The 24,892-nt window shown below is 69.1% G+C and carries 24 protein-coding genes; 10 read left to right on the top strand and 14 right to left on the bottom strand.

The annotated features are described in order from the left end of the window. The first annotated feature begins 109 nt into the window (after positions 1-109). A complete protein-coding gene (locus ACFPN9_RS12255; protein WP_067254147.1) occupies positions 110-547 on the top strand; it encodes a translation initiation factor 2 in 438 nt (145 codons plus the stop codon). 33 nt (positions 548-580) lie between these two features. Here the strand turns inward: ACFPN9_RS12255 and pyrC are convergent, their stop codons facing one another. The 3 genes from pyrC to ACFPN9_RS12270 are packed head-to-tail and all read right to left on the bottom strand — an operon-like array spanning position 581 to position 3,048. Then, complete coding sequence (gene pyrC, locus ACFPN9_RS12260) at positions 581-1,882, bottom strand: dihydroorotase (protein ID WP_067254143.1); 1,302 nt, start codon at positions 1,880-1,882, stop codon at positions 581-583. After that, entirely contained in the window at positions 1,875-2,075 is a 201-nt protein-coding gene (locus tag ACFPN9_RS12265; protein WP_156450160.1) for a hypothetical protein, read from the bottom strand. The genes pyrC and ACFPN9_RS12265 overlap by 8 nt, the downstream gene beginning before the upstream one ends. A 28-nt stretch (positions 2,076-2,103) precedes the next feature. Next, complete coding sequence (locus tag ACFPN9_RS12270; protein WP_067254138.1) at positions 2,104-3,048, bottom strand: aspartate carbamoyltransferase catalytic subunit; 945 nt, start codon at positions 3,046-3,048, stop codon at positions 2,104-2,106. Between the two features lie 156 nt (positions 3,049-3,204). Between ACFPN9_RS12270 and ACFPN9_RS12275 the strand changes: the two genes are divergently transcribed. Further along, a complete protein-coding gene (locus ACFPN9_RS12275) occupies positions 3,205-4,332 on the top strand; it encodes a serine hydrolase domain-containing protein (RefSeq protein ID WP_067254134.1) in 1,128 nt (375 codons plus the stop codon). Between the two features lie 250 nt (positions 4,333-4,582). Next, positions 4,583-7,273: a type I DNA topoisomerase gene (topA, locus tag ACFPN9_RS12280; protein WP_067254131.1), complete on the top strand. Its 2,691-nt coding sequence runs from the start codon at positions 4,583-4,585 to the stop codon at positions 7,271-7,273. Between the two features lie 19 nt (positions 7,274-7,292). On the opposite strand, the gene ACFPN9_RS12285 is transcribed toward topA, so the two are convergent. From ACFPN9_RS12285 to ACFPN9_RS12310, 6 genes are all read right to left on the bottom strand, one after another. Continuing rightward, a complete protein-coding gene (locus tag ACFPN9_RS12285) occupies positions 7,293-7,760 on the bottom strand; it encodes a DUF6644 family protein (protein WP_067254127.1) in 468 nt (155 codons plus the stop codon). Positions 7,761-7,766: 6 nt separating this feature from the next. Then, a complete protein-coding gene (locus tag ACFPN9_RS12290; protein WP_197432808.1) occupies positions 7,767-8,174 on the bottom strand; it encodes a DUF6152 family protein in 408 nt (135 codons plus the stop codon). A gap of 89 nt (positions 8,175-8,263) precedes the next feature. Beyond that, on the bottom strand, positions 8,264-9,430 hold the full coding sequence (locus tag ACFPN9_RS12295) for a DUF2778 domain-containing protein (protein ID WP_067254123.1): 1,167 nt from the start codon (positions 9,428-9,430) through the stop codon (positions 8,264-8,266). A gap of 201 nt (positions 9,431-9,631) precedes the next feature. Continuing rightward, positions 9,632-10,579: a ring-cleaving dioxygenase gene (locus ACFPN9_RS12300; RefSeq protein WP_067254120.1), complete on the bottom strand. Its 948-nt coding sequence runs from the start codon at positions 10,577-10,579 to the stop codon at positions 9,632-9,634. Between the two features lie 138 nt (positions 10,580-10,717). After that, on the bottom strand, positions 10,718-11,050 hold the full coding sequence (locus ACFPN9_RS12305; protein WP_067254117.1) for a hypothetical protein: 333 nt from the start codon (positions 11,048-11,050) through the stop codon (positions 10,718-10,720). 108 nt (positions 11,051-11,158) lie between these two features. Then, a complete protein-coding gene (locus tag ACFPN9_RS12310; RefSeq protein WP_067254113.1) occupies positions 11,159-13,483 on the bottom strand; it encodes a bifunctional salicylyl-CoA 5-hydroxylase/oxidoreductase in 2,325 nt (774 codons plus the stop codon). Positions 13,484-13,715: 232 nt separating this feature from the next. Between ACFPN9_RS12310 and ACFPN9_RS12315 the strand changes: the two genes are divergently transcribed. From ACFPN9_RS12315 to ACFPN9_RS12345, 7 genes are all read left to right on the top strand, one after another. Then, on the top strand, positions 13,716-14,471 hold the full coding sequence (locus ACFPN9_RS12315) for an SDR family NAD(P)-dependent oxidoreductase (RefSeq protein WP_067254110.1): 756 nt from the start codon (positions 13,716-13,718) through the stop codon (positions 14,469-14,471). A 3-nt stretch (positions 14,472-14,474) separates the two neighbouring features. Continuing rightward, positions 14,475-15,032 carry a MarR family winged helix-turn-helix transcriptional regulator gene (locus ACFPN9_RS12320; protein ID WP_245282369.1) on the top strand — a complete coding sequence of 186 codons (558 nt, stop codon included), beginning with the start codon at positions 14,475-14,477 and terminating at the stop codon, positions 15,030-15,032. After that, on the top strand, positions 15,029-15,865 hold the full coding sequence (locus tag ACFPN9_RS12325; RefSeq protein ID WP_067254107.1) for an enoyl-CoA hydratase family protein: 837 nt from the start codon (positions 15,029-15,031) through the stop codon (positions 15,863-15,865). The genes ACFPN9_RS12320 and ACFPN9_RS12325 overlap by 4 nt, the downstream gene beginning before the upstream one ends. A 1-nt stretch (position 15,866) precedes the next feature. After that, positions 15,867-17,069, top strand: coding sequence for an acyl-CoA dehydrogenase family protein (locus ACFPN9_RS12330; protein WP_067254104.1), 1,203 nt, complete (start codon positions 15,867-15,869; stop codon positions 17,067-17,069). Positions 17,070-17,087: 18 nt separating this feature from the next. Then, entirely contained in the window at positions 17,088-18,719 is a 1,632-nt protein-coding gene (locus tag ACFPN9_RS12335) for a benzoate-CoA ligase family protein (protein ID WP_067254100.1), read from the top strand. A gap of 48 nt (positions 18,720-18,767) precedes the next feature. Further along, positions 18,768-19,172 (top strand): RidA family protein, encoded by a 405-nt coding sequence (locus ACFPN9_RS12340; RefSeq protein ID WP_067254097.1) that lies wholly within the window; start codon positions 18,768-18,770, stop codon positions 19,170-19,172. A gap of 163 nt (positions 19,173-19,335) precedes the next feature. Then, positions 19,336-19,971 carry an EF-hand domain-containing protein gene (locus ACFPN9_RS12345; RefSeq protein WP_067254094.1) on the top strand — a complete coding sequence of 212 codons (636 nt, stop codon included), beginning with the start codon at positions 19,336-19,338 and terminating at the stop codon, positions 19,969-19,971. Between the two features lie 66 nt (positions 19,972-20,037). Here the strand turns inward: ACFPN9_RS12345 and ACFPN9_RS12350 are convergent, their stop codons facing one another. From ACFPN9_RS12350 to ACFPN9_RS12370, 5 genes are all read right to left on the bottom strand, one after another. Next, a complete protein-coding gene (locus ACFPN9_RS12350) occupies positions 20,038-20,823 on the bottom strand; it encodes an SDR family oxidoreductase (RefSeq protein WP_377817120.1) in 786 nt (261 codons plus the stop codon). A 106-nt stretch (positions 20,824-20,929) separates the two neighbouring features. Continuing rightward, positions 20,930-21,925, bottom strand: a complete 996-nt coding sequence (locus ACFPN9_RS12355) for an ABC transporter ATP-binding protein (protein ID WP_245282368.1) — start codon at positions 21,923-21,925, stop codon at positions 20,930-20,932. Beyond that, complete coding sequence (locus tag ACFPN9_RS12360) at positions 21,922-22,950, bottom strand: ABC transporter ATP-binding protein (RefSeq protein ID WP_067254088.1); 1,029 nt, start codon at positions 22,948-22,950, stop codon at positions 21,922-21,924. The genes ACFPN9_RS12355 and ACFPN9_RS12360 overlap by 4 nt, the downstream gene beginning before the upstream one ends. A 1-nt stretch (position 22,951) precedes the next feature. Then, positions 22,952-23,845 carry an ABC transporter permease gene (locus ACFPN9_RS12365; protein WP_067254086.1) on the bottom strand — a complete coding sequence of 298 codons (894 nt, stop codon included), beginning with the start codon at positions 23,843-23,845 and terminating at the stop codon, positions 22,952-22,954. Between the two features lies 1 nt (position 23,846). Next, positions 23,847-24,800 carry an ABC transporter permease gene (locus ACFPN9_RS12370; protein ID WP_067254083.1) on the bottom strand — a complete coding sequence of 318 codons (954 nt, stop codon included), beginning with the start codon at positions 24,798-24,800 and terminating at the stop codon, positions 23,847-23,849. Positions 24,801-24,892: the final 92 nt, after the last annotated feature.

Below are 24,892 nucleotides of genomic sequence, written 5' to 3' on the forward strand. Positions count from 1 at the left end.
TTCCGGAAAGCCTGGGGAAAACCCGACGAGCGCGCGCCACAATCTCGACAGGGCCTCGCACGGCATGCCAACGAACGCGCGAAGAAACTGGGGCAAAGGCTTTCAAAACATGAGACTTTTTCTGACTGTTGCTGTCGCGCTCAGCGTCAGCGCCTGCGGGACCGTGACACGCGGATCGAACGAGGACGTGACCTTCAATTCCGAGCCGCCGGGCGCGAAGGTGACGACGTCGACCGGCCTTGTCTGCGCGGCGACGCCCTGCACCTTCCCGATCAGCCGCAAGCAGGAATTCATCGCGACCTTCGAGATGCCGGGCCACCATCCCCAGCAGATCGAGGTGAAGACCGAGGTCAGCGGCGGCGGTGCGGCCGGCATGGCCGGCAATGTGGTGGCCGGGGGCCTGATCGGCGTCGCCGTCGACGCCAGCACGGGCGCCTCCTACGACCATACGCCCAACCCCGTCTTCGCGCGGATGGTGCCGATCCGGCCCGAGCGGCAGCCTGTCGCTCCCAGCCGCCAGCGGCGTAGCGGCGCCCCCGGCGTCTGAGCGCATGACCTCCGTCGGCCGGGCGCGACCCGCTCAGCCGGCGGCGTTCTCGTAGACCACGCGGCCGCCGACATAGGTGGCGCGCACGATGCCCTCCAGCCGCGCCTCGTCGAAGGGCGAGTTCTTGGCGCGCGACTTGAGCTTGCGCTTGTCGACGACATAGGGCGCTTCGAGATCGAGCAGCATCAGGTCGGCCGGCGCGCCGGCTGCGAGCCTGCCGCAGCGCAGGCCGAGCAGACCGGCAGGCTTGGTGGACAGTGCCGCCAGCAGGTCCGGCAGAGCGATCTGACCGGCCTGCACGAGGCGCAACGAGGCCGAGAGCAGGGTCTCGATGCCGAGCGCGCCGTCGGCGGCCTCGGCGAAGGGCTGGCGCTTCGTCTCGACGTCCTGCGGATCGTGATCGGAGACGACGACGTCGATGACTCCCTCGGCCAGCGCCTCGACCAGCGCCAGTCGCTCGGGCTCGTCGCGCAACGGCGGCGAGACCTTGCAGAAGGTGCGGTAGTCGCCGACGTCGTTCTCGTTCAGCGTCAGACTGTTGATCGACGCGCCGCAGGTGACGCGAAGCCCGTCAGCCTTGGCCCGGCGGATGAGCTCGACCGAGTCCGCACAGGAAATCATCGCGGCGTGGTAACGCCCTCCGGTGGCCCGGGCGAGGCGCAGGTCGCGCTCGAGCATCACCGTCTCGGCCTCGCGCGGGATGCCCGGCAGGCCCTTGCGACTGGCGAACTCGCCCTCGGCCATGACGCCGGCGCCGCGCAGATCCGGATCCTCGACATGGTTCATGATCAGCGCGTCGAAGTCGCGGGCGTAGATCAGGGCGCGGCGCATGATCTGCGGGTTGCGCAGGGCCTTCGCACCGTCCCCGAAAGCGACCGCGCCGGCCTCGAGCAGCAGGCCGAACTCGGTGATCTCCTTGCCGTGCAGGCCCTTGGTCAGCGCGGCGCAGGGCAGGACGTTGACGATCGCCTTGTCGCGGGCGCGGCGCTTGATGAAATCGATGATCGCCGGATCGTCGATCGGCGGGTCGGTGTCCGGGCGGCAGACGACGGTCGTGACGCCGCCGGCGGCGGCCGCCTGCGACCCCGTCCCCAGCGTCTCGCGGAATTCGGCACCGGGCTCGCCGAGGAAAGCGCGCAGGTCGACCAGGCCGGGCGCGACGACGAGGCCGGCGGCGTCGATGCGGCGGGCGCCTTCAGGGGCGGCCGGCTCGGCGCCCCGGGCGATGTCGGCGATCGCCCCGTCGCGCAGCAGCAGCGAGCCCCGGCCCTGCCGACGCGCAGCCGGATCGACCAGTTCGGCATTGGCGATGACGGTGATCTGCGAGTCAGCCATTGCGGTCTCCCAGACCTCTGAAAAAGACGAGCCAGAACCGGACGATGCCGATGAAGAGGAGCAGCAGCAGACCGCCCCCGACGATGAAGGCCCAGGTCCAGCCCGAGCGGGCATCGTCATGCAGGAGCATCGCCGCCAGCGAGACATAGGCCAAGGCGAGCAGCCAGAGCGCGGCCCTTGCCTTGGCTGCCAATAAGCCGGTCGCGAGCCTCAGCATCGCGTCACAGATTAGGCAGATGCTGCGCCAGCGCGTCGAGCACGGCCATGCGCACCGCGACGCCCATCTCGACCTGCTCGCGGATCAGCGACTGGGCACCGTCGGCGACCTCGGAGGAGATCTCGACGCCGCGGTTCATCGGGCCGGGATGCATGACCAGCGCGTCGGGCTGCGCCCGCTGCAACTTCTCGCGATCGAGACCGAAATAGCGGAAATATTCCTTCGAGGAGGGCACGAAGGCGCCGTGCATGCGCTCGAGCTGGAGGCGCAGCATCATCACGATGTCAGCGCCTTCCAGGCCCTTGTTCATGTCCGTGAAGACCTCGACGCCCATGCGTTCGATGCCGGCGGGCAGCAGCGTTGAGGGCGCGATTAGGCGGACCTTGGCGCCGAGCGCATTGAGCAGGATGATGTTGGAGCGAGCGACGCGCGAATGCAGGATGTCGCCGCAGATCGCGACCGTCAGCCCCATGATCCGCCCCTTGTTGCGGCGGATGGTCAGGGCGTCGAGCAGGGCTTGCGTCGGATGCTCATGGGCGCCGTCGCCGGCATTCACCACCGAGCAGCCGACCTTCCGGGCCAGAAGATGGACCGCGCCGGCCGCATGGTGTCGCACGACGATGATGTCGGGCCGCATCGCGTTCAGCGTCGCGGCGGTGTCGATCAGCGTCTCGCCCTTCTTCACCGAGGAGGAGGCAACCGACATGTTCATGACGTCGGCGCCGAGGCGTTTTCCCGCCAGCTCGAAGGAAGCCTGCGTCCGGGTCGAGGGCTCGAAGAACAGGTTGATCTGGGTGCGGCCGCGCAGCGTCGCCGTCTTCTTCTCGACCTGACGGGAGAGCGCGACATAGGCGTCGGCCCGGTCCAGCAGCGCCTCGATGTCCAAATGGTTCAGCCCCTCGATCCCGAGGAGATGCCGGTGCGGGTAGAGCGGGGCTGACGATGTCATTTGAAGAGGGGTGTTTAGGCGCGAGTCGGCCGGCGTGCAAGCGCGCGATGGCGCTCTCCCGCATGCGGATGGCGGGATGGCGGAGGCGGCCGCATCGGGCTACGCCAAAGGCGATGGGGCGCGTCCACGGGCCCGCCGCCGCGAGGGAGCCCGCCAATGTCCGCCGCCTCTGTGCCCGCCGCCCATGGATCGCGCTGGAGCACGGTCGCACCCGGCGAAGCGGGCTTCGATCCGGCGCGGCTGGCGGAGGCTGTCGCCTTCGCGCAGGCCCATGAGAGCCCCTGGCCGAGAAGCCTCTATTGGCCGGACGGCACCTATGTCGGCAATCGCGAGTGGAACGAGAGCGGGCCCTGGACCGACATCGTCGGTCCCGTGCGCGAGCGCGGCGGTCCGGCCGGGCTGATCCTGAAGGGCGGGCGGATCGTGGCCGAATGGGGCGACACGAACCGCCCCGACATGACCTTCTCGATCGCCAAGAGCTATCTTTCGGTGCTGGCGGGGCTCGCCGTCGCCGACGGGCTGATCGCCGATCTCGACGAGCCGGTGGGTCGGAGCGTGCCCGGTCCCTTCTTCGAGGGCGCCCATAATGGTCGGGTCACCTGGCGGCATCTGCTGCAGCAATCGAGCGAATGGCAGGGCGAGATCTTCGGCAAGTCCGACCAGGTCGACCACAACCGACAGATCGGCCCCGGCGCCGACAACAGCCGCAAGGGCCAGAAGCGGGAGCTTCGCACCCCCGGCAGCTTCTATGAGTATAACGACGTGCGGGTGAACGTGCTGGGTTATGCGCTGCTGCAGCGCTTCCGCCGGCCTTTGCCCGAGGTCCTGCGCGAGCGCATCATGGACCCGATCGGTGCCTCCTCCGACTGGGAATGGCAGGGCTACGAGAACTCCTTCGTGGAGATTGACGGGCGGCAAATCCAGTCCGTGCCCGGCGGCGGCCATTGGGGCGGCGGCCTGTTCATCGGGGCGCGCGACCATGCCCGCTTCGGACTGCTGATGGCCCGGGGCGGCGATTGGGGCGGGCGCTGCCTGATCCCGGCCGACTGGATCAAGCAGATGGTGGCGCCCTCCCCGACGCTGGCCAATTACGGTTTCCTGTGGTGGCTGAACCGCGGCCCGACGGCCCGGCCGGCGATACCGGCGTCCGCCTACTGGGCGCTGGGCGCGGGCACCAACGTCATCCTGGTCGATGTGGAGAACGATCTCGTCGCGGTGCTGCGCTGGATCGACGGCGCGGCCTATGACGGGTTTCTCGCGGCGCTCTACGGCGCGCTGCGCTGAGACGGCGAGGGGCGGCACTGCCGCCCCTGCCCTTGCGGAGCCGGATCGGGCCCGCCATCTGCAGGCCTGCCGGGGGATGTGGCCAAAACGCCGCCGAACGGCTCAAAAGCGCAATCGGCGTTTGACACGGCCCGTTCCCTGAACCAACTTCGCGCGCAATTCCGAACCGCCGGGTCTTTCACCGGTCGCGGGACCGTTCCCAACAGGGTCGGTGCCGCGCTCAGAGAGGCTATGACCGAGACACCGCACCATGAAGCTCCTCGTCGTCGAGTCGCCGGCCAAGGCCAAGACGATCAACAAATATCTCGGCTCCGACTATGAGGTGATCGCCTCCTTCGGGCATATCCGCGATCTGCCGGCGAAGGACGGCTCGGTCGATCCCGAGCACGACTTCGCGATGAAGTGGGAGATCGAGGGGCGTGGCGCCAAGCAGGTCTCCGAGATCGTCAAGGCGCTGAAGGGCGCCGACAAGCTGATCCTCGCGACCGACCCCGACCGCGAGGGCGAGGCGATCTCCTGGCATGTGCTGGAGGCGCTCAATGCGAAGCGGGCGCTGAAGGGCATTCCCGTCGAGCGCGTCACCTTCAACGCCGTCACCAAGGACGCGGTGCAGACGGCTCTCGCCAATCCGCGCCAGGTCGACCAGGCGCTGGTCGACGCTTATCTGGCCCGTCGGGCGCTGGACTATCTCGTCGGCTTCACCCTTTCCCCCGTGCTCTGGCGCAAGCTTCCCGGCGCGCGCTCGGCGGGACGCGTGCAGTCGGTGGCGCTGCGGATCGTCTGCGACCGCGAGCGCGAGATCGAGGCCTTCCGGGCGCGCGAATACTGGTCGCTGGTGGCGACGCTGGCGACGAAGGCCGGCGGCGTCTTCGATGCCCGCCTCGTCGGCGCCGACGGCAAGAAGATCACGCGGCTCGACATCGGCACCGGCGACGAAGCCCGGGCCTTCAAGGAGGCACTGGAGAGCGCAGCCTTCAGCGTGGCGAATGTCGAGGCCAAGCCGGTCAAGCGCCACCCCTACCCGCCCTTCCAGACCTCGACCCTGCAGCAGGAGGCCTCGCGCAAGCTCGGACTCGCCCCGGCGCGGACAATGCAGCTGGCTCAGCGGCTCTATGAGGGCGTCGACATCGGCGGCGAGACGGTCGGTCTCATCACCTATATGCGAACCGACGGCGTCGACATGGACGGCTCGGCCATTGCCGCGGCGCGCCGCGTCATCGGCAAGGAATTCGGCGACGCCTATGTGCCAGGCGTTCCGCGCAAATATACGGTCAAGGCCAAGAACGCGCAGGAAGCCCACGAGGCGATCCGCCCGACCGATCTCGGCCGGCTGCCGGCGATGGTCGCGCGCCATCTCGAGCCCGAGCAGGCGCGTCTCTACGAGCTGATCTGGAAGCGCACCATCGCGAGCCAGATGGAATCGGCCTCGCTGGAGCGCACCACGGTCGACATCGCCGCGACCGTCGCCGGTCGCCATCTCGAGCTGCGCGCCACCGGCCAGGTCGTGCTCTTCGACGGATTCCTGACGCTGTATCAGGAGAGCCGCGACGACGAGGAGGACGAGGATTCCAAGAAGCTCCCGGCGATGAAGGCCGGCGACGGGCTGGAGAAGCGCGCCATCGCCGCCGAGCAGCATTTCACCGAGCCGCCGCCGCGCTATTCGGAAGCGAGCTTGGTCAAGCGCATGGAAGAGCTCGGCATCGGCCGGCCCTCCACCTATGCCGCGACGCTCTCGACCCTGCGCGACCGCGAATATGTCCGCATCGAGAAGAAGCGCCTCGTGCCCGAGGACAAGGGCATGCTGGTGACGGCGTTCCTGGAGAGCTTCTTCAACCGCTATGTTGCCTTCGACTTCACCGCGCTGCTCGAGGAGAAGCTCGACCGGGTCTCGAACGCCGAGATCGACTGGAAGGTGCTGCTGCGCGAATTCTGGGAGGAGTTCACCGCGGCGATCGGCGACACCAAGGAGCTGCGCGTCACCGAGGTGCTGGAGGCGCTGAACGGCGTGCTCGGGCCCCATGTCTTCCCGCCGCGCGAGGATGGCGGCGATCCGCGCGCCTGCCAGGTCTGCGGCACCGGCACGCTCTCGCTGAAGCTCGGCAAGTTCGGCGCCTTCGTCGGCTGCTCCAACTATCCCGAATGCCGCTACACCCGCCCGCTCACCGTCCAGGCCAGCGATGGCGAGGCGACCGCAGAGGGCGGCACTGGCGCGCCGGGCGTACGCATCCTCGGCAAGGACCCGGCGACCGACCAGGACGTCACCATCCGCGACGGGCGCTTCGGCCCCTATATCCAGCTCGGCGAGGGCGAAAAGCCCAAGCGCTCCAGCCTGCCCAAGGGCATGAGCCCCGGCAGCGTCGACCTCGAGAAGGCGCTGGCCCTGCTCTCGCTGCCCAAGGAGGTGGCGCGGCATCCCGAGAGCGGCGAGCCGATCCTCGCCGGCATCGGCCGCTACGGGCCTTACGTCCAGCACGGCAAGACCTACGCCAATATCGACAAGGACGACGACATCCTGCAGATCGGCGCCAACCGCGCCATCGACCTGATCGTCGCCAAGGAGAGCGGTGGCGGCGGCAGCCGCTTCGGGCGCGGCGCCGCGGTGCCGGGCCGGGAACTCGGCGAGCATCCGGCGGGCGGCAAGCTCGTGGTGCGGGCCGGCAAATACGGGCCTTACGTCAACTGGGGCAAGGTCAACGCGACCCTTCCGAAAGCGCTGACGCAGGAGGCGATCACGCTCGAGCAGGCGGTGGAGCTCGTCAACGCCAAGGCCGAGAGCAGCGGCGTCAAGGGGCCCGGCAAGGCCAAGGCCGCCAAGGCGTCGGCGAAGAAGCCTGCCGCCAAATCGGCAGCCAAGCCGGCTGCGGCCAAGGCGGGCGCGAAGACCGCGGCCGCCAAGCCGAAAGCCGGCGCAGCCAAGGCCAAGGCTGCCGCCAAGGGCTGAGGCGACCGGACGCGGCGCTTCAGAGAAAGCCGATCCAGCGGCCCGCCAGCAGCACGGCGAGCCAGAGCATCAGCGAGGCCAGCGCGCGCAGTTTCACCACCGCGGTGATCTCGCCCGCCAGCGCTCGGGTGTAGGCGGCGCTGCGGTGCTGCAGGGCGATGTTGGCGACCGCCAAAGCGAGCAGGCCGAGCTTCCAGAGGAAGGCGGCGTTGCGGGCATATTCGACCGGGCGCACGGTGAAGAGCCAGGCGCCGGTGACGAGCGCGAGGCCAAGCCCGATTCCCGCCATGCGCGACAGCACGGGCGCTAAGGCGGCGACCGGCACGCTGTGAAAGAGCCCGAGCAGCCGGAGGTCGAGCGGCCAGATCGCGCCGATCAGCAGGGCGAGGCCGAGAATGTGGCTCGCATTGACGAACAGATAGGCCGTGCCGCTCTGCTTGAGCAGCACGGCTCCGGGCCATGTCCCGACGCCGGCGAGAAGCTCCATGCGGCCTCAGTTGCTGCGGATGCGCTCCGGATACATGTCGTAATTCTTGCCGGCGATGACGATGCGCACGGCCTTCATATGGGCCTTGCTCTTGTCGAGATGGCGGTTGCCGAGCGCGGTGATCGCGTCGCCGGGCTTGGCCGTGTCGCCGGTGAAGCCCGAACGCGCGGTCTGGTTCGGGTTGCCGAGATCGACCTGCCATTCCTTGCCGTCCTCGGCTGCGACCATCAGCATCGGATGCGGCGGGGCCATCGAGATCGTCCGGATGGTGCCTTTCAGCTCCATCTGCTCGCCTTCGGCCCAGGCCCAGCCATGATGGGCCGCGACCGGCAGGGCTGCGGAAGCGGCAAGAAAGGCTGCGCCCGCCAACAGGCGGCGGCGTGACGGCATGGCGAGGCGGGCGAGAGGTGTCATCGGCAAGCTCCCTGGGGGATGATGAGGCTGAACCCTTCGGCTCCGCCCATCGTTCCGCACGCGCCGATCACGCGCTCCTCACCTCCGCGTCAACGCGAGGCGATCAGCGAGGCCGGCGCGTCGCGCATGCTGGCAACGACCACGATGCGCCTCACCTCGCCGCGCAGAAAGGCCTGCAGGAAGCGGTCATAATCCTTGAATGAGATGCAGCCATTGGACTGGCCGCTGGGTCCCAGCAGATAGGGGTGCGTCAGCAAGCCGGCCCGGCCATAGATCGCGCTGCTGCCCCCGACCGGGTGCATCCGCAGGGCGCGGTGGCCATGGAAGAGCGCCTCGCGCTCGACGAGATTGTAGGTGTGGGGCGGTGTCGCGCCATGCATCCGGACATGGACGTAGCGAGGATCGTCCATCTTGTCGCCGAAGCCGGAATGGGCCTCCAGCTTCTCGCCATTGGGCATGTGAACGGTCTTGCCGCTGATGTCGTAGATCGCGGTGCCCCCCTGCATCGCGCCCGGCGCCGGACCAAAGGAGGGGCTGAGACGGCGGCCGCGCGAGCGATCGATCTCGTCGTCGGATGGCGCGGCATAGGCCATGGCCGGCCCCTTGGGCTGGGGCGATGCGCCGAAGAGCTTCTCGAAGAAGGAACGGTTGTCCTCGACGACCGGAGCCGGCGTCGCCGCTGCGACGCGGGCGGCGCGGCGGGTCGGCTGGCGCAGCGCGATGGCAGGCGGCTCGGCCGCCTGCGGGGCCCGGAGGTCGGCCGGACGCGGCGCCGGCAGCGGCGTATCCTTGAGGATCCGGGTGACGGCCTGCGGCTCGACGGCGGGCGCGGCGGCGACGGCCGGCGAAGCCGGAGCCGGCGGGGCGACCGCGGGAGCCGCCGGCGCCGCCGGGAGGACAGCGACGACGGGAAGCTGGGCGGCGGATGAAGAGCGGGCAGCTTGGGCCAGTTCGCTAGGTTGGAGCCCAGCCTGCAGCGGCGCCTGCGCGCCGAAGGACGAGGGTGTCGTCCCGAGCGCAAAGCCCGGCTTCAGCAGGTCGCGATAGGCCGTCGACGAGGACGCGAGCGAGCCGGTCACCATGACGTCGCGCAGGGGCGCGGCCGCGGTGGGGCGCTGCGCCTCGTGACCGGGATCGAGCGCCACAAAGCCGACGCCGCAGGCGACGACGATGGCGGCGATCTGCAAAAAGACATTGTGGCTGACCCGGTAGCGGGTTCGCGGCGCCTTGCGCAGCCTGTAGCCCTGACCCGACATCCCGAACGCTCTCGACCCGACGCAACACACAGGCGCCGTCGCAACGGGAGGGCGCGAGCCGGCAAAGCGGCCTGGTTCGAGTAGAGGCGTTCTTGGTTAAGGCGGGGTGAAAACCGTCCGGCGATTGCGACAAAAACCGCGGGGCGGACCGGCTGCCCGGTCCGCCCCGCGGTCATGTCGCAAGCGAACTCTCGCCGCCGGTCAGAGCGGCTTCAGGCCGGCCTCGATCTGGGCACGGCGGGGCTCGAGGAAGGGCGGCAGGGAGAGCGCCTCCCCCATGGTCTCGGCCGGTTCGTCGGTCGCGAAGCCGGGCTCGTCGGTCGCGATCTCGATCAGAATGCCGTTGGGCTCGCGCAGATAGAGCGAGCGGAAATAGAAGCGATCGACCGGGCCGCTGTTGGGATAGCCGGCGGCGCGCAGGCGCTCGGCCCAGGCGTCGTAATCGGCGAAGGTCGGCGTGCGCAGCGCGAGGTGATGGACGCCACCGGCGCCTTCCCGCGCCTGCGGCAGGTCCGGCTCGACCGCGACATGGAGTTCGGCTGCCGGGCCGCCCTCCCCGATCTTGAAGACGTGGATCTCGTCGGTCGCATGGGCGGCGTCGCGATAGCTGCCGATGCGCTCCAGCCCCAGCAACTGGGTCAGCACCACTTCCGTTCGCTCCAGCTTCGGCACGGAGATGGTCACCGGGCCGAGCCCGCGGATCTGATGTTCCGGCGGGACCGGGCTCTTGTCCCAGACGACGAAGGGGATGTCGCCGCCATCGGCGAGCAGCGTCAGGCGCTGGCCCTCCGGGTCCTCGAAATCGACAGCCGAGCGGCCGTTGATGGTGCGGATGGGCGAAACCGCGACGCCGGCTGCGGTCAGGCGCTGGCGCCACCAGTCGAGCGAGGCCTCGTCGGCGACGCGCAGCGAGGTGCGGACGATCGAATGGGTGCCGCGGCGGGCGGGCGGGGCCGGCCAGTCGAAGAAGGTGAGATCCGTACCCGGCGAGCCGGCGCCATCGGCATAGAACAGGTGATAGGCGGAGGTGTCGTCCTGGTTCACCGTCTTCTTGACCAGGCGCATGCCCAGCGTTTCGACATAGAAGCGGCGATTGCCCGGCGCATCGGCCGAGATCGCGGTGACGTGGTGGATTCCGGTGAGCTTCATGGCGCCCTCTCTGGTCATCCGGGCGGAAGGCCCGGCGGTTGCGCCAGAGATAGCGACGTCGGCACGCCACGGCACCCGGCCGCCGGCAATCGCCTCATTGCTCCCGCGCAATGTTGTGCGGCCGACTCCATCGCCGGTTCAGGGCTTCGACGTCGGTGGGGCGGACGACATGTCCGGGACGTCGACCTTGTCGCCCTGATTGGTGGGCGTGGTGCAGTCCTGGGGCCGGTTCTTGCAGTCATAGACCATGGTCGGCGCGGCGGATTCCCCCGAGCGGCCGGCGTTGGGCAGGATCATGTTCTGACCCTTGTCGATCTCGGTCGGGTTGGTCGTCTTCGGCCCGAGGCCTCCGCTGGCCTGCGCTTGCGCCGGGTCGGAGGGCGGCGTGGTGGGCGGCGTCTGGGCCGACGCCACGAGCGGGAGGGCGGAGAGGGCCGCGACCAGCGCGAGCCGCGAGAGAGAGCGAACCATCGGGTTTCCTTCCACGGCCCGCATCCGGCGCGAGCCTCGGACACCCCAACCCAAGGGCACGCGCGATGTTCCGCTTCCTGCGGCGCCTGGTCCTCCCCGCAGAACCCGTCAGGCCGAGACGGCGTGGCGGCTCGGCTTGGCCTTGAGCTTGAGCGCCTCCAGGTCCTGCCGCTCGCGCGGCGTGTTGCGCAGGAGCTGGTCCTTGCCCGGCCCGTACTGCACCGGCTGCATCAGATCGACGCCATACCAGGCGGCCGAGCGCAGCACGAAGGACGGGTCCGACAGATGCGGCCGCCCGAGCGCGACGAGATCGGCCCGGCCGGAGGCGACGATCGTGTTGGCCTGGTCGGCGGTGGTGATGTTGCCGACGCACATGGTCGCGACGCGGGCCTCGTTGCGGATCTGGTCCGAGAACGGGGTCTGGAACATGCGGCCATAGACGGGCCGCGATTCGCGCACGGTCTGGCCGGTCGAGACATCGACGAGATCGCAGCCCTCGGCGGCGAAGGCCTCGGCGATCGCGACCGAATCCTCGGCCGATAGCCCGCCTTGCGCCCAGTCGGTCGCCGAGATGCGAACCGACATCGGCTTCTCGCGCGGCCAGGTCTCGCGCAGCGCGCGGAAGACCTCGAGCGGATAGCGCAGCCGGTTCTCGATGCTGCCGCCGTATTCATCGCCGCGGCGGTTGGTCAGCGGTGAGAGGAAGCTCGCCAGCAGGTAGCCATGGGCGCAGTGGAGTTCGAGCATGTCGAAGCCGGCGCGCGCGCCCCGCTCGGCGGCCGCGACGAACTCCGCCTTGACCCGGTCCATGTCGGCCCGCGTCATCTCGCGCGGCACCTGGCTCTCGGGATAGTAGGGCAAGGGCGAGGCCGAGATGATCGGCCAGGCACCCTCCGCCAGCGGGCGGTCCATGCCCTCCCACATCAGTTTCGTCGCCCCTTTTCGCCCGGCATGGCCGAGCTGGAGGCAGAGTTTTGCTGCCGAATTGGCATGGACGAAGGCGACGATGCGGCTCCAGGCGGCCTCCTGCTCGTCATTGTAGAGACCGGCGCAGCCGGGCGTGATCCGGGCATCGGCAGCGACGCAGGTCATCTCGGTGAAGATCAGACCGGGGCCGCCGATGGCGCGCGAGCCGTAATGCATCAGGTGCCAGTCGCCGGGCACGCCGTCATCAGCCGAGTACTGGCACATCGGCGCCAGGACGAGGCGGTTCTCCAGCGTGAGATCGCGCAGCTTCAGCGGCTGGAAGGCCGGCGGCACGGCGCTGCCGTCCTTGCGGCGGCGGGCGAGCGGGCCGAGTTCGCCGGCGACCATCTCGTCGACGGCCTTGACCATGTCGGGCGCGCGCAGAGCGAGATTGTCATAGGTGATCGCCTTGGAGCGCGTCATCAGGCCGAAGGCGAAGCGCAAGGGTTCGAAATCCCAGAAGCGGCCGAGCTGCTCGAACCAGACCAGCGAGACATCCGCGGCGTGCTGGGTCTTCTCGACCTCCTCGCGGCGGCTGCGCTCGAACAAAGCGAGCGCGTCCGCAACCTGCAGTCCGGCCTGATGGAAGGCCTTGTGCAGGCCGATCGCATCCTCCATCGCGAGCTTGGTGCCGGAGCCGATCGAAAAATGCGCCGTCGCCTTGGCGTCGCCCAGCAGGACGACGTTCTCGACCACCCAGTTGCGGCAGCGGATCATCGGGAAGTTGCGCCAGAGCGAGCGGTTGGTGATCAGCCGGTGGCCCTGCAGCTCCTCGGCGAAGACGCCTTCGAGGAAGGCGGCCGACGCCGCCTCGTCCATCGCGCCGAGGCCGGCCTTCCGGAAGGTCTCGGGGTCCGTTTCCAGCACCCAGGTCGAGCGGCCGGCCTCGTACTGGTAGCAATGGGCGATGAAGACGCCGTGCGGCGTCTCCTTGAAGAAGAAGGTGAAGGCGTCGAAGGGGCGGGTCGAGCCCATCCAGGTGAAGTGGTTGGGCCGCAGATCGACCTTCGGCTGGAAGCGGTCGCGCCAGCCCTCGCGGATGCGGCTGTTGATGCCGTCCGAGCCGACCACGAGATCGTAACTCGTCTTCAGCGTCTCGATGTCGGCAGCCTCCTCGCCGAAGCGCAACTCGACGCCGAGCTGGCGCGCCCTCGCCTGGATCAGCAGCAGCAGGGAGCGGCGCGAGCAGCCGCAGAAGCCGTTGCCGGAGACGCGGTGGACGCTGTCCTTGAAGTGGACCTCGATGTCGTCCCAATATGCGAAATTGTCGCGGATCGCGGCGTAGCTCGCCTCGTCGGCGGCCTTGAAGATGTCGAGCGTCTGGTCCGAGAAGACCACGCCGAAGCCGAAGGTGTCGTCCGGCTGGTTGCGTTCGAAGACCGTGATGTCGAGATCCGGCCAGTCCCGCTTCATCAGGAGCGCAAAATAGAGGCCCGCAGGCCCGCCGCCGACCACCGCGATACGCATCCGAAGCCCCTCGTCCCAACCGACCGGAAAATTATTTTAGGTCTGAAATAATTTTTGCTCAAGACCACGCGCCCCGCTTTGAGCGAGATCAAGTGACGCAGTGACGAACCTCAGGATAGCAGGCGCTTCCGCGCCAGATCGGGCGCCGGTCGGTGGGCTTCGGTGCCTGTCTCGCGGCGCTTGCAAAATGCTTTAGACCTAAAATACATTGGCGCATCGGGAGGCGGTACGGATGCTCCTTTCAGGGCGGCACGCAGTGGTGACGGGCGGCGGGCGCGGCATCGGCCGCGCCATCGCCGCACGCCTGCGCCGCGAGGGCGCGCGGGTCTCCATCCTCGGCCGCGACGTGGCGGCCCTGGCTGCGGCCTGCGCAGCGGGCGACGCCGATGCCCAGGCCGCCTGCGACGTCACCGATGCGAACGCGATGGCGCAGGCACTGGCGCAGCTCTCCGAGGGACGGCCGATCGACATCGCGGTCGCCAATGCGGGCGCCGTCGAGGCGGGGGCCTTTCTGCGTAGCCCGGCGGACCGCTTCCGCCGGATGACCGAGATCAACCTGATCGGCACGGTGAACCTGTTCCACGGTGCCCTGCCCGGCATGGTTGAGCGCGGCCATGGCCGGCTGATCGCGATCGGTTCGACCGCCGGCCATCGCGGCTATCCTCACGTATCGGCCTATGTCGCGGCCAAGCATGCCGTGATCGGGCTGGTGAAGTCGCTGGCACTGGAGACGGCGCGCAGCGGCGTGACGGTGAACGCGGTCAGCCCCGGCTATGCCGATACCGACATGGTCGCGAGCGGGCTCGACGCCATCGTCGCCAAGACGGGCGTCACCCGCGAGCAGGCGCTGGCCGGGATGGTCAAGGACAATCCGCTGGGGCGGCTGATCGCGCCGGAGGAGGTCGCGCAGGCGGTGCTCTATCTCTGCGGGCCGGCCAGCGGCGCTGTGACCGGCCAGTCCCTGATGATCAATGGCGGGGAGTTCTAGGCGATGGAGAGCATCCTCCCCGGCCTGATGCTCGACCGCGAGACCAAGGCGAGCGAGCGCCCCGGCGACCACAAGGACGAGTTGCGGCTCTGGCTGCGGCTGCTGACCTGCTCGACGCTGATCGAGACGGAGATCCGCAACCGGCTGCGCGAGGAATTCAGGACGACGCTGCCGCGCTTCGATCTGATGGCGCAGCTCGACAAGTCGAGCACCGGCATGACGGTCGGCGAGGTCTCGCAGCGGCTGATGGTCTCGAACGGCAACGTCACCGCCGTCGTCGCCGGGCTTCTGGCGGACGGGCTCGTCGACAAGCGCGCCGCGACGCAGGACCGGCGCGTGCAGGTCCTGACGCTGACCGCGCAGGGCCGCAAGGCCTTCAAAGCGATGGCCGAGCGGCACGAGGGCTGGATCGCCGAGCTCTTCGCGGGTCTCAACCAGCAGGAGCGGGCGCAGCTCTTCCGCCTGCTCGGACAGACCAAGGCCTCGCTGCACCGCGCGATCGCGGCAAGGGCGCAGGACGCCAGCCAGCCGGACGATGCCGGCAAGGGAGACGCCTCGTGACCACTCTGGCCAACGCCACGACCCTGCCGCTCGCGGCGTTCCAGCCGCAGCATTTTGCGCTCTCCGTCGCCGGCAAGGTCGCGACCGTGACGCTGAACCGGCCTGAGAAAAAGAATCCGCTGACCTTCGCAAGCTACCGCGAACTCACCGATTTCTTCCTCGCCGCGCAGAAGGAGGAGGACGTCAAGGCGATCGTGGTAACGGGCGCCGGCGGCAATTTCTCCTCCGGCGGCGACGTCTTCGAGATCATCGGCCCGCTGGTTGCGATGGAGACCAAGGACCTGCTGAAGTTCACCCGGATGACCGGCGAGCTCGTCAAGGCGATCCGCGCCTGCCCGCAGCCGGTGATCGCCGCCATCGACGGCGTCTGCGCCGGGGCGGGCGCGATCATCGCCATGGCGTCCGACCTCCGGCTCGGCACGGCCGAGAGCAAGATCGCCTTCCTGTTCAACCGCGTCGGGCTGGCCGGCTGCGACATGGGCGCCTGCGCGATGCTGCCGCGGATCATCGGCCAGGGCCGTGCGGCGGAGCTGCTCTACACGGGCCGGACACTGCGCGGCGAAGAGGCCGAGCGCTGGGGCTTCCTCAACCGGCTCGTCGCGAAGGAACAGGTTCTCGCCGAGGCGCAGGCGCTGGCCGCCGAACTGGCGGACGGGCCGACCTTCGCCAACGCCATGACCAAGCGCATGCTCGAGTTGGAATGGGCGATGTCGGTCGAAAGCGCGATCGAGGCGGAAGCCGTGGCGCAGGCGCTGTGCATGCAGACCGAGGATTTCGCCCGCGCCTACCACGCCTTCGCCAACAAGCAGAAGCCGGTCTTCGAGGGCAACTGAGATGGCTGCGACGAAGCTCGACGGACCTCATCTCCCGGGCCTTCTCGGCGACACGCTCGACTGGCCCTTCTTCGAGGACCGGCACCGCCGCTTCGCCGCCGAGCTTTCGGCCTGGGCCGACGCCACCCTGCCCGGCCTGCCCCATGACGATGTCGACGCGGCCTGCCGGGCGCGCGTCACGGCTCTCGGCGAAGGCGGCTTCCTCCGCGCCGTCGTGCCGGAGGCCTATGGCGGGCTGAACCCGGCGCTGGACGTGCGCACGCTCTGCCTCGCCCGTGAGATCCTGGCGGCGCGCGACGGGCTGGCGGATTTTTCCTTCGCGATGCAGGGGTTGGGCACCGGCGCGATCACGGTCGCGGGCTCCGACGCGCTGAAGCAGCGCATCCTGCCCGGCGTCTGCGAGGGCGCCCGGATCGCGGCCTTCGCGCTGTCCGAGAAGGAAGCGGGCTCCGACGTCGCGGCGATGGCGACCACCGCCACGCCCGACGGCAACGGCCATGTCCGGATCGACGGCGAGAAGAGCTGGATCTCGAATGGCGGCATCGCCGACCATTACGTCGTCTTCGCCCGCACCGGCGAGGCGCCGGGTGCGCGCGGGCTCTCCGCCTTCCTGGTCGAGGCGGACAATCCCGGCCTGAGCGTGACCGAGCGGATCGAGGTGATCGCGCCGCATCCGCTGGCGACGCTGCGTTTCGAGGCCTGCCGCGTGCCGGTCGAGAACCGGATCGGCGGCCCCGGCGACGGGTTCAAGGTCGCGATGGCGACGCTCGACATCTTCCGCTCGACGGTGGGCGCCGCGGCGCTGGGCTTCGCGCGGCGCGCGCTGCACGAGACGATCTCCCATGCCAGCACGCGCAAGCTCTTCGGCGGCACGCTGGGCGATCTCCAGCTCTCCCAGGCCGCCATCGCCGACAGCGCGGCCGAGGTCGATGCCGCTGCCCTGCTGGTCTACCGCGCCGCCTGGACCAAGGATCGCGGCGCGGCGCGCGTCACCCGCGAGGCCGCGCTCGCCAAACTCGTCGCGACGGAGAACGCCCAGAGTGTGATCGACCGGGCCGTCCAGATCCATGGCGGCCTCGGCGTCACCAAGGGCGTCAAGGTGGAGGAACTGTACCGGGAAATCCGGGCGCTGCGGATCTACGAAGGCGCCTCGGAAGTCCAGAAGGTCGTGATCGCGCGCGACCTCCTCAAGGCCAAGAGCTAGACGACGAGGGTGACGGCCATGAACTTCCTGCGCTCCGGCCATATCGACAGTTTTGCCCGCGACAACCTGCCCCCGCCGGAGCAATGGCCGGCGATCGACCTCGCCGGGGCCGGGCTGCGCTATCCGGAGCGGCTGAACGCGGTGAGCGTTCTGGTCGACGAGCATGTCGCGCAGGGACGCGGCGACCGGCCGGCGATCATCGGCGATCATCTGACCTGGAGCTATCGGGACCTCGCCGAGCGGATCGACCGCATCGCGAATGTGTTGACGCGGGATCTCGGCCTGGTCCCCGGCCACCGGGTGCTGCTGCGCGCGGCCAACACGCCGATGATGGTCGCGGCCTATCTCGCCGTCATCAAGGCCGGTGGCGTCGTGGTCGCGACCATGCCGATGCTGCGGGCGGGCGAACTGGTCTATCCGCTGCGCAAGGCCAGGATCGCGCTGGCGCTCTGCGACCACCGTCTGCTGGCCGATCTGGAGGGCGCGCAGCGGCAGGTGCCGGAGCTTGCGCGCATCGTCGCCTTCGGCGCGGAGGGCAGCGAACTCGAGACGCTGATGGCGCAGCCGGGCTATGAGCGCTTCGAGGCGGTCGATACCGCCAGCGACGATGTCTGCCTGATCGGCTTCACCTCGGGCACCACCGGCGAGCCCAAGGGCACGATGCATTTCCAGCGCGATCTGCTGGTGATCTGCGACACCTATGCCGCCAAGGTGCTGAAAGCCTCGCCCGGGGACCGCTTCATCGGCTCGGCGCCGCTCGCCTTCACCTTCGGGCTCGGCGGCATCGTGCTGTTCCCCTTCCGCATCGGCGCGGCGGCCGTGCTGCCCGACAGGACGGCCCCGGCGGATCTGCTCGACGCGATCGAGCGGCACAAGGCGAGCGTGATCTTCACCGCGCCGACGGCCTATCGGGCCGTGCTCGACAAGCTCGCCGGCCGCGACATCTCCTCGCTGCGGATCTGCGTCTCGGCCGGCGAGACGCTGCCCAAGCCGGTCTTCGACGCCTGGCTGGCGAAGACCGGCCTGAAGCTGATGGACGGCATCGGCGCGACCGAGATGCTGCACATCTTCATCGCCGCGCCACAGGAGGCCATCCGCCCCGGTGCGACCGGCCTGCCGGTGCCGGGCTACGAGGCGAAGATCATCGATGCCGAGGGGGGCGAGGTGCCCGACGGGACGCCGGGCCGGCTCGCCGTGCGCGGGCCGATCGGCTGCCGCTATCTCGCCGATGCGCGCCAACGCGCTTACGTCCAAAACGGCTGGAACGTCACCGGCGACACCTATATCCGCGATCGGGACGGCTATTTCTGGTACCAGGCGCGCTCGGACGACATGATCGTCTCGTCGGGCTACAACATCGCCGGTCCGGAGGTGGAGGCCTGTCTGCTCGCTCATCCCGACGTGATGGAATGCGGCGTTGTCGGCGCGCCCTGCCCCGAGCGCGGCCACATCGTGAAGGCCTATGTCGTGCTGCGCGAGGGCGTCGCCGGCGATGCGGCGATGCTCAAGACCTTGCAGGATCACGTGAAGGCCAGTATCGCGCCCTACAAATATCCCCGCGCCATCGACTTCGTCACGGCCCTGCCCAAGACCGCCAGCGGCAAGCTGCAGCGCTTCGCGCTACGCCAGATGGCGCAAGGCGAGGGCTGATCCATCCTTTCAGACGAGCCGGAACGGCCCCGAACCGAGGCGACGCCCATGTCGAGTGAAACCCTGTCCCGCGCCATCCTGCCGGAAGGCTGGCCGCTGCCGCGCGGCTATGCCAACGGCATGGTCGCGGAAGGCCGCGTGCTGGTCACCGGCGGCCTCGTCGGCTGGGACGAGAACGGTGTCTTCGCCAAGGGCTTCCTGCCGCAGCTCGAGCGCACCTTTCTCAACATCAAGGCCGTGGTCGAGGCCGGCGGCGGGCGGATCGAGGACATCGTGCGGATGACCTGGTACGTCACCGACATGGAGGCCTATCGCAGCAGCCTCAAGGAGCTCGGGCCGGTCTATCGCGGCGTGCTGGGCCGGCACTTCCCGGCAATGGCGGTCGTTCAGGTCGTTTCGCTGGTCGAGCCCGAGGCGCTGGTCGAGATCGAGGCGACGGCCGTCATCGCCTGAGGCGACCGGGATTTGTGTTTCGCCCTGTTGCTGACCGGCTCATCCGAAACACCGGCTTACCAATTGCCGGGCGCAGCGCCCCTGCCCCTTAGGCTTCCGCAATGAGCTCCGGTCGGACAATCGCAGGCGCCGCCATCCGGCGGTGACGCGATGGAGTCCAGCCATGTCCAGCATCAGTGGCGTCAGCGGCGGGTTTCGCCCGCCTCCGCCCAAGCCTCCGAGTTTCGAGTCGGTCGATACCGACAGCAGCGGCGGCTTGAGCATCGAGGAATTCAAGGCCGGCGCGCCCAAGGGCGCCGACAGCAGCAAGAGCGAGGAGCTCTTCAAGGCGATCGACAGCGACAGCAACGGGTCGGTCACCAAGGAGGAGCAGGACGCCTTCAAGGCCAAGGTCGAGCAGGCGCAGCAGCAGCTGCAGTCCTTCCTGTTCGGGCTCCAGGCCGGCGGGCAGAGCCAGAGCAGCAGTGGCGAGAGCGAGGAGGAGACCGACATCTTCGCCCAGCTCGACGCCAATTCCGACGGCAGCGTCGCCAAGGACGAGTTCCTCTCGGCCTTCTCGTCGGGCACGAGTTCGTCCAGCGACCTGCTCAGCAAGCTGTTCGACGCGATCGACACGAGTGCGGATGGCTCGATGTCGAAGGACGAGCAGAGCGCCTTCCAGGCCGCGCTCGAACAGCGCAGCCGCCCGTCGGGTCCGCCGCCCGGCCCGCCGCCGAACAGCGCCTCGCAGGCCTATGGCAGCACCTACCAGCTCGGCGCGGCGAACGCGTCCGGCACCACCTATTCGCAGGCGGCCTGAGCCTCCCTGCGACGATGACGCCGGTCGCCAGAAGGCAGGCCGGCGCCTCCTGACACTTCGACCGCTTCAGATGCCGCGCGTGGCGCCGCCGTCGATGCGGATCTTGGCGCCCGTGACGTAGCTGGCCCGCTCGCTGGCAAGGAAGGTCACGACATCGGCAAATTCCTGCGGCGTGCCGTAGCGGCCGGCGGGAATCGTGGCGCGCGAGGCCTTGGCGGCCTGCTCGGGCGTCGTGCCGGCGCGATCGGCGGCCGCCTGATCGAGCTGGTCGACGCGCTCGGTGTGGATGCGGCCCGGCAGCACGACATTCACGGTCACGCCCTGGGAGGCGACCTCCGCAGCCAGCGTCTTGGACCAGCCGACGACGGCCGAGCGGATGCCGTTGGAGAGGGCGAGACGCGGGATCGGCTGCTCGACGCCCGAGGAGGCGATCGTGATGATGCGGCCGAAACCGCGCTCGACCATGCCCGGCAGAAGGCCCTGTGCGAGGTGGAAGAGATTGGCGGCCATCGCCTCGAAATGCTTGAGCCAGTCACCGCGGCCGGCCTCGCGCGCCTCGGCCGGGGGCGGACCACCGGAATTGCCGATCAGGATGTCGATGCCGCCGGCATCGCGCAGCACGTTCATCAGGGATTCGACCGAGGCGATGTCCGAGAGGTCGAGGCTGGCGGCGAAAATCCGGCTGCGGACCTCCTCGGGGCATTCGCTGGCCCAGGCGTCGATGGCCGCGACATTGCGGGCGGCGGCTATGACCGAGGCGCCCTCGCTCGCGAGCGTGCGGGCGATGGCGGCGCCGAGCCCCCGGCTCGCGCCCAGCACCAGAGCGCGCTTGTCGTGAAGGCCGAGATCCATGGGCAGGCTCCGTCAGTTTGGCGCGGCAGGGTCGCGGCGCGTCGTCGGCTGCTGATAGCGGGTCGAGGCCTGCGGGGAAATGGCCGCTGCGGAATGGGCGGCGTGCTCAGGCCGCCGCGGTCAGCGCCTGTTCTGCCAGGATGCAGCGCACCACCCGTCCCTCGCCGAGCTGGACGACGGGCGGCAGCGCCGCGCGGCAGCGATCCTGCGCATGCTTGCAGCGCGGCGCGAAGGAGCAGGCCGAGGGCGGCTCGGTCAGCGCCGGCGGCGCGCCGGGAATGGCCTCGAGCCGCTCGCCCTTCTTCGCGCCGTGCAAATTCGCGGCGAGGAGCCCGCGGGTATAGGGATGCTGCGGATCGCGCAGCAGCTCGCGCACCGTACCGGTCTCGACGATCTGCCCCGCATACATCACCGCCAGCCGGTCCGAGACCTCGACCGCGACGCCGATGTCGTGGGTGACGAAGAGCATGCCCATGCCGAGGTCGCGCTGGAGCTGGCGCAGCAGCAGCAGGATCTGGATCTGCACGGTGGCGTCGAGCGCGGTGGTCGGCTCGTCTGCGAGCAGGAGTTTCGGACGGGCCGCGAGCGCGAGCGCGATCATGGCACGCTGGCGCATGCCGCCGGACATCTCGTGCGGATAGGCCTTGAGCCGGCGCTCCGGCGAGGGGATGCGGACCAGCTCGAGCAGTTCGAGCGCGCGCGCCATCGCCGCCTTCGCCGAGATGCTCTCGTGCCGGATGATCGCCTCGGCGATCTGCTGGCCGACCGTATAGACGGGATCGAGCGCGAGCGCGGGATCCTGGAAGATCATCGAGGTCACGGCGCCGCGGTAATCGGCCAGATCCTGCGGGTTCAGCGCCAGTACGTCGCGCCCGTCGACCCGGACACCGCCGCCGATATCGGTGCGACTCTCGGGCAGCAGACGCAGCAGCGTCTTCAGCGTGACGCTCTTGCCGGAGCCGGATTCGCCGAGGATGCCGAGCACCTGGCCCGGCTCCAGGGTCAGCGAGACGCCGTTGACGGCGTGGACCGTCTGGGCGCCGCGGAAGCGTACCGTCAGGTTCTCGATCTCGACGAGAGGGGTGCCCATGGTCGTGTTCATGCCGCGACCTCCAGGGCCGGCGCGTGGCTGTGGCCGGAGCCGGGTACCTGCATGTGGCAGGCGACCTGGCGGGCGCCCTCGCCGACCGTCGCCAGGACCGGCTTCACCTTGGCGCAGACGGTCTGCGCATGCGGGCAGCGTGGGTGGAAGCGGCAGCCCTCGGGCGGGTTGATCGGGTTGGGCGGATCGCCGGCGAGCGGGGCCTCCATGGTCCGGTTGTCGGGATCCATGGAGGGCATCGCCGAGAGCAGCGCGCGGGTATAGGGGTGGCGCGGATCGCCATAGAGCTCCTCGACCGGGCCGATCTCCACGACCTCGCCGAGATACATCACCATGACGCGGTCGCTGATGAAGCGGACGACGTTGAGGTCGTGGCTGATGAAGATGTAGGTCAGGCCGAACTCCTCGCGCAGGTCGGCCAGCAGGTTGAGCACCTGCGCCTCGACCGATTTGTCGAGTGCCGAGACCGCCTCGTCGAGGATCACCAGCCGCGGGCCGAGCGCGAGCGCACGCGCGATGTTGACGCGCTGGCGCTGGCCGCCGGAGAGCTCGTGCGGGTAGCGCGCGGCGAAGCGGGCGGGATCGAGCCCGACGCGCTCCAGCAGGTCGCGCGCCTTGAGGATGGCGTTGGCCTTGGAGACGCCGTGCACCGTCGGGCCGAAGGCGATCGAATCCTCGATCGTCAGGCGCGGGTTGAGCGAGGCGTAACTGTCCTGGAAGACCATCTGCGCCTGACGGCGGTATTCCTTCAGGGTCAGGGCCTGGCCGCCGACGATCTCGCCGTCGAACAGCATCTCGCCCATGTCCTGCGGGATCAGCTGCATGACGACGCGCGCGGTCGTCGACTTGCCGCAGCCGGATTCGCCGACGACGCCGAGCGTCTCGCCCTTCATGACGGCGAAATCGACGCCGTCGACGGCGCGCACGACAGCCCCGCCGCCGAGCGGGAAATGCTTGGTCAGCGTCTTCGCTTGCAGCAGCGGCGTGCCCGGTCCACCGCGATCGGCATGGGTCTCGTGCTCCATGTCAGCCCTTCACATCCATCGCCGAGCGCAGACCGTCGGAGAGCAGGTTGAACGAGATCGAGGTGATGAAGATCGCCGCGCCCGGCAGCGCCGCCACCCAGGGCTGCACATAGATCGCCGTGCGCAGCGTGTTCAGCATCAGCCCCCATTCCGGCGTCGGCGGCTTGGTGCCGAGCCCGAGGAAGGAGAGGCCCGAGGCCAGGATCATCGAGACCGAGATCAGGCTCGTCGCATAGACGAAGATCGGTCCCAGCACATTGCCGAGCACATGGACGCGGATGATGGTGACCGCGTTGGCGCCGCTGGCGCGGGCCGCCTCGACATAGTCCATCGAGCGGACCTGCGTCGTCACGCTCTCGGCGATGCGCGCGATCGGCGGGATGAAGACGATCGTCAGTGACAAGAGCGAGTTGGTGATGCCGGCGCCGAGCGCGCCCGAGAGCGCGATCGCCAGCAGCACCGAGGGGAAGGCGTAGAACACATCGACGGTGCGCATCACGACGGTGTTGAACTTGCCGCCGAAGAAGCCGGCGGCGATGCCGATGACCGAGCCGATGATGAAGGCGATGAAGACCGGCACAACGCCCATGAAGAGCGAGAGCCGCGCGCCGAAGATCAGCCGCGAGAGCATGTCGCGCCCGAGTTCGTCGGCGCCGAGCGGATAGCCCGGCGTGCCGATCGGCCGCAGCCGCCGCAGCATCGAGGAGCGGGTCGGGTCGGCGGGGGCGAGGTAGTCGGCGAAGATCGCCATCAGGACGATGGCGAGCACGACGAGACCGGCGCAGACCGCAACCTTGTCCTTGCGGAAGCGGCGCCAGACGCCCGACCAGTAGCCGGGGGATTTCTGCAGGGGCGGCACGATGGCGGCCGCCTTGCCTTGCGCGATGGCGGACATCTCAGCGCCTCCGGACGCGCGGGTCGAGCAGACCCTGCAGGATATCGACGAGGACGTTCAGGCCCACGAAGAACATGGCGAGCACGAGGATCGTGCCCTGCAGCAACGGCAGGTCGCGCTGGAAGATGGCGTTGCCGAGCAGGAAGCCGGTACCGGGCCAGGAGAAGACCGTCTCGATAAGGATCGAGCCGCCGAGCAGGTAGCCGAGCTGCAGACCCATCACCGCGAGCGCGGTGGGCGCCGCGTTCTTCACGACATGGCGGAAGACGCCGAAGTCGAGCAGGCCCTTGGCCCGCAGCGCCGGCACGAATTCCTGATTGAGGATATCGGCGACCAGCGCACGCACGGTGCGGGCGATGATGCCCATCGGGATCACCGACATCGTGATGGCGGGCAGGATCATGTAGCTGACATGCTCCCAGTCCCATTTCCACGCCGCCGAGCCGCCCGGCCCCGCCCCACCCGGCGGCAGCCAGCCGAGCTGCACCGAGAACACGATCACCATCACCATGCCCAGCCAGTAATGCGGCACGGAGACGCCGAGCACGGCCAGCATGGAGGCGAACTTGTCGAGGAAGGAGCCGCGAAAATAGCCGGCGACGAAGCCGAAGAAGCAGCCGAGCACGAAGCCGATCACCGTCGCCAGCAGCGCGATCAGCAGCGTGTTGCCGACGGCGCGCCAGACCTCCTCGGCGACGGGGCGGCCCGTGGCGATCGAGGTGCCGAGATCGCCCTGCAGCGCCTTCAGCAGCCAGAGGCCGAACTGCACCGGCAAGGGCCGGTCGAAGCCGTAGATCTTGCGCAGCTCGTCCTGCATCGCCTGCGAGGCGTCGGGCGGCAGCACCGAGGTCAGCGGGTCGCCCGGCGCGATATGCACGAGCAGGAAGCAGAACAGGCTGACGCCGAAGGCGACGGGCAGGACGTAGAGGATGCGCTTGGCGAGGTATTTCAGCATGGCAATCGCCTTGGCACTGTGAGTTCACTCAAACGCGCCGTCATCCCGGGCGAAGCGCAGCGAAGACCCGGGATCCATGCCTGAGCCTCGAT

The organism is Allobosea massiliensis (assembly GCF_042655245.1).
In the GTDB taxonomy this organism is placed as follows: domain Bacteria; phylum Pseudomonadota; class Alphaproteobacteria; order Rhizobiales; family Beijerinckiaceae; genus Allobosea; species Allobosea massiliensis.

What these genes read in the sequence shown, in the direction of transcription:
- ACFPN9_RS12320 (WP_245282369.1), top strand. Translation starts at nt 14,475, where the DNA reads ATGGAGAGCATCCTCCCCGGCCTGATGCTCGACCGCGAGACCAAGGCG.
- ACFPN9_RS12305 (WP_067254117.1), bottom strand. Translation starts at nt 11,050, where the DNA reads ATGGTTCGCTCTCTCTCGCGGCTCGCGCTGGTCGCGGCCCTCTCCGCC.
- ACFPN9_RS12285 (WP_067254127.1), bottom strand. Translation starts at nt 7,760, where the DNA reads ATGGAGCTTCTCGCCGGCGTCGGGACATGGCCCGGAGCCGTGCTGCTC.
- ACFPN9_RS12275 (WP_067254134.1), top strand. Translation starts at nt 3,205, where the DNA reads ATGTCCGCCGCCTCTGTGCCCGCCGCCCATGGATCGCGCTGGAGCACG.
- ACFPN9_RS12255 (WP_067254147.1), top strand. Translation starts at nt 110, where the DNA reads ATGAGACTTTTTCTGACTGTTGCTGTCGCGCTCAGCGTCAGCGCCTGC.
- ACFPN9_RS12350 (WP_377817120.1), bottom strand. Translation starts at nt 20,823, where the DNA reads ATGGATCTCGGCCTTCACGACAAGCGCGCTCTGGTGCTGGGCGCGAGC.
- ACFPN9_RS12290 (WP_197432808.1), bottom strand. Translation starts at nt 8,174, where the DNA reads ATGACACCTCTCGCCCGCCTCGCCATGCCGTCACGCCGCCGCCTGTTG.
- ACFPN9_RS12355 (WP_245282368.1), bottom strand. Translation starts at nt 21,925, where the DNA reads ATGAACACGACCATGGGCACCCCTCTCGTCGAGATCGAGAACCTGACG.
- ACFPN9_RS12345 (WP_067254094.1), top strand. Translation starts at nt 19,336, where the DNA reads ATGTCCAGCATCAGTGGCGTCAGCGGCGGGTTTCGCCCGCCTCCGCCC.
- ACFPN9_RS12310 (WP_067254113.1), bottom strand. Translation starts at nt 13,483, where the DNA reads ATGCGTATCGCGGTGGTCGGCGGCGGGCCTGCGGGCCTCTATTTTGCG.
- ACFPN9_RS12335 (WP_067254100.1), top strand. Translation starts at nt 17,088, where the DNA reads ATGAACTTCCTGCGCTCCGGCCATATCGACAGTTTTGCCCGCGACAAC.
- ACFPN9_RS12365 (WP_067254086.1), bottom strand. Translation starts at nt 23,845, where the DNA reads ATGTCCGCCATCGCGCAAGGCAAGGCGGCCGCCATCGTGCCGCCCCTG.
- ACFPN9_RS12295 (WP_067254123.1), bottom strand. Translation starts at nt 9,430, where the DNA reads ATGTCGGGTCAGGGCTACAGGCTGCGCAAGGCGCCGCGAACCCGCTAC.
- ACFPN9_RS12315 (WP_067254110.1), top strand. Translation starts at nt 13,716, where the DNA reads ATGCTCCTTTCAGGGCGGCACGCAGTGGTGACGGGCGGCGGGCGCGGC.
- ACFPN9_RS12340 (WP_067254097.1), top strand. Translation starts at nt 18,768, where the DNA reads ATGTCGAGTGAAACCCTGTCCCGCGCCATCCTGCCGGAAGGCTGGCCG.
- ACFPN9_RS12360 (WP_067254088.1), bottom strand. Translation starts at nt 22,950, where the DNA reads ATGGAGCACGAGACCCATGCCGATCGCGGTGGACCGGGCACGCCGCTG.
- ACFPN9_RS12330 (WP_067254104.1), top strand. Translation starts at nt 15,867, where the DNA reads ATGGCTGCGACGAAGCTCGACGGACCTCATCTCCCGGGCCTTCTCGGC.
- pyrC (WP_067254143.1), bottom strand. Translation starts at nt 1,882, where the DNA reads ATGGCTGACTCGCAGATCACCGTCATCGCCAATGCCGAACTGGTCGAT.
- ACFPN9_RS12300 (WP_067254120.1), bottom strand. Translation starts at nt 10,579, where the DNA reads ATGAAGCTCACCGGAATCCACCACGTCACCGCGATCTCGGCCGATGCG.
- topA (WP_067254131.1), top strand. Translation starts at nt 4,583, where the DNA reads ATGAAGCTCCTCGTCGTCGAGTCGCCGGCCAAGGCCAAGACGATCAAC.
- ACFPN9_RS12270 (WP_067254138.1), bottom strand. Translation starts at nt 3,048, where the DNA reads ATGACATCGTCAGCCCCGCTCTACCCGCACCGGCATCTCCTCGGGATC.
- ACFPN9_RS12370 (WP_067254083.1), bottom strand. Translation starts at nt 24,800, where the DNA reads ATGCTGAAATACCTCGCCAAGCGCATCCTCTACGTCCTGCCCGTCGCC.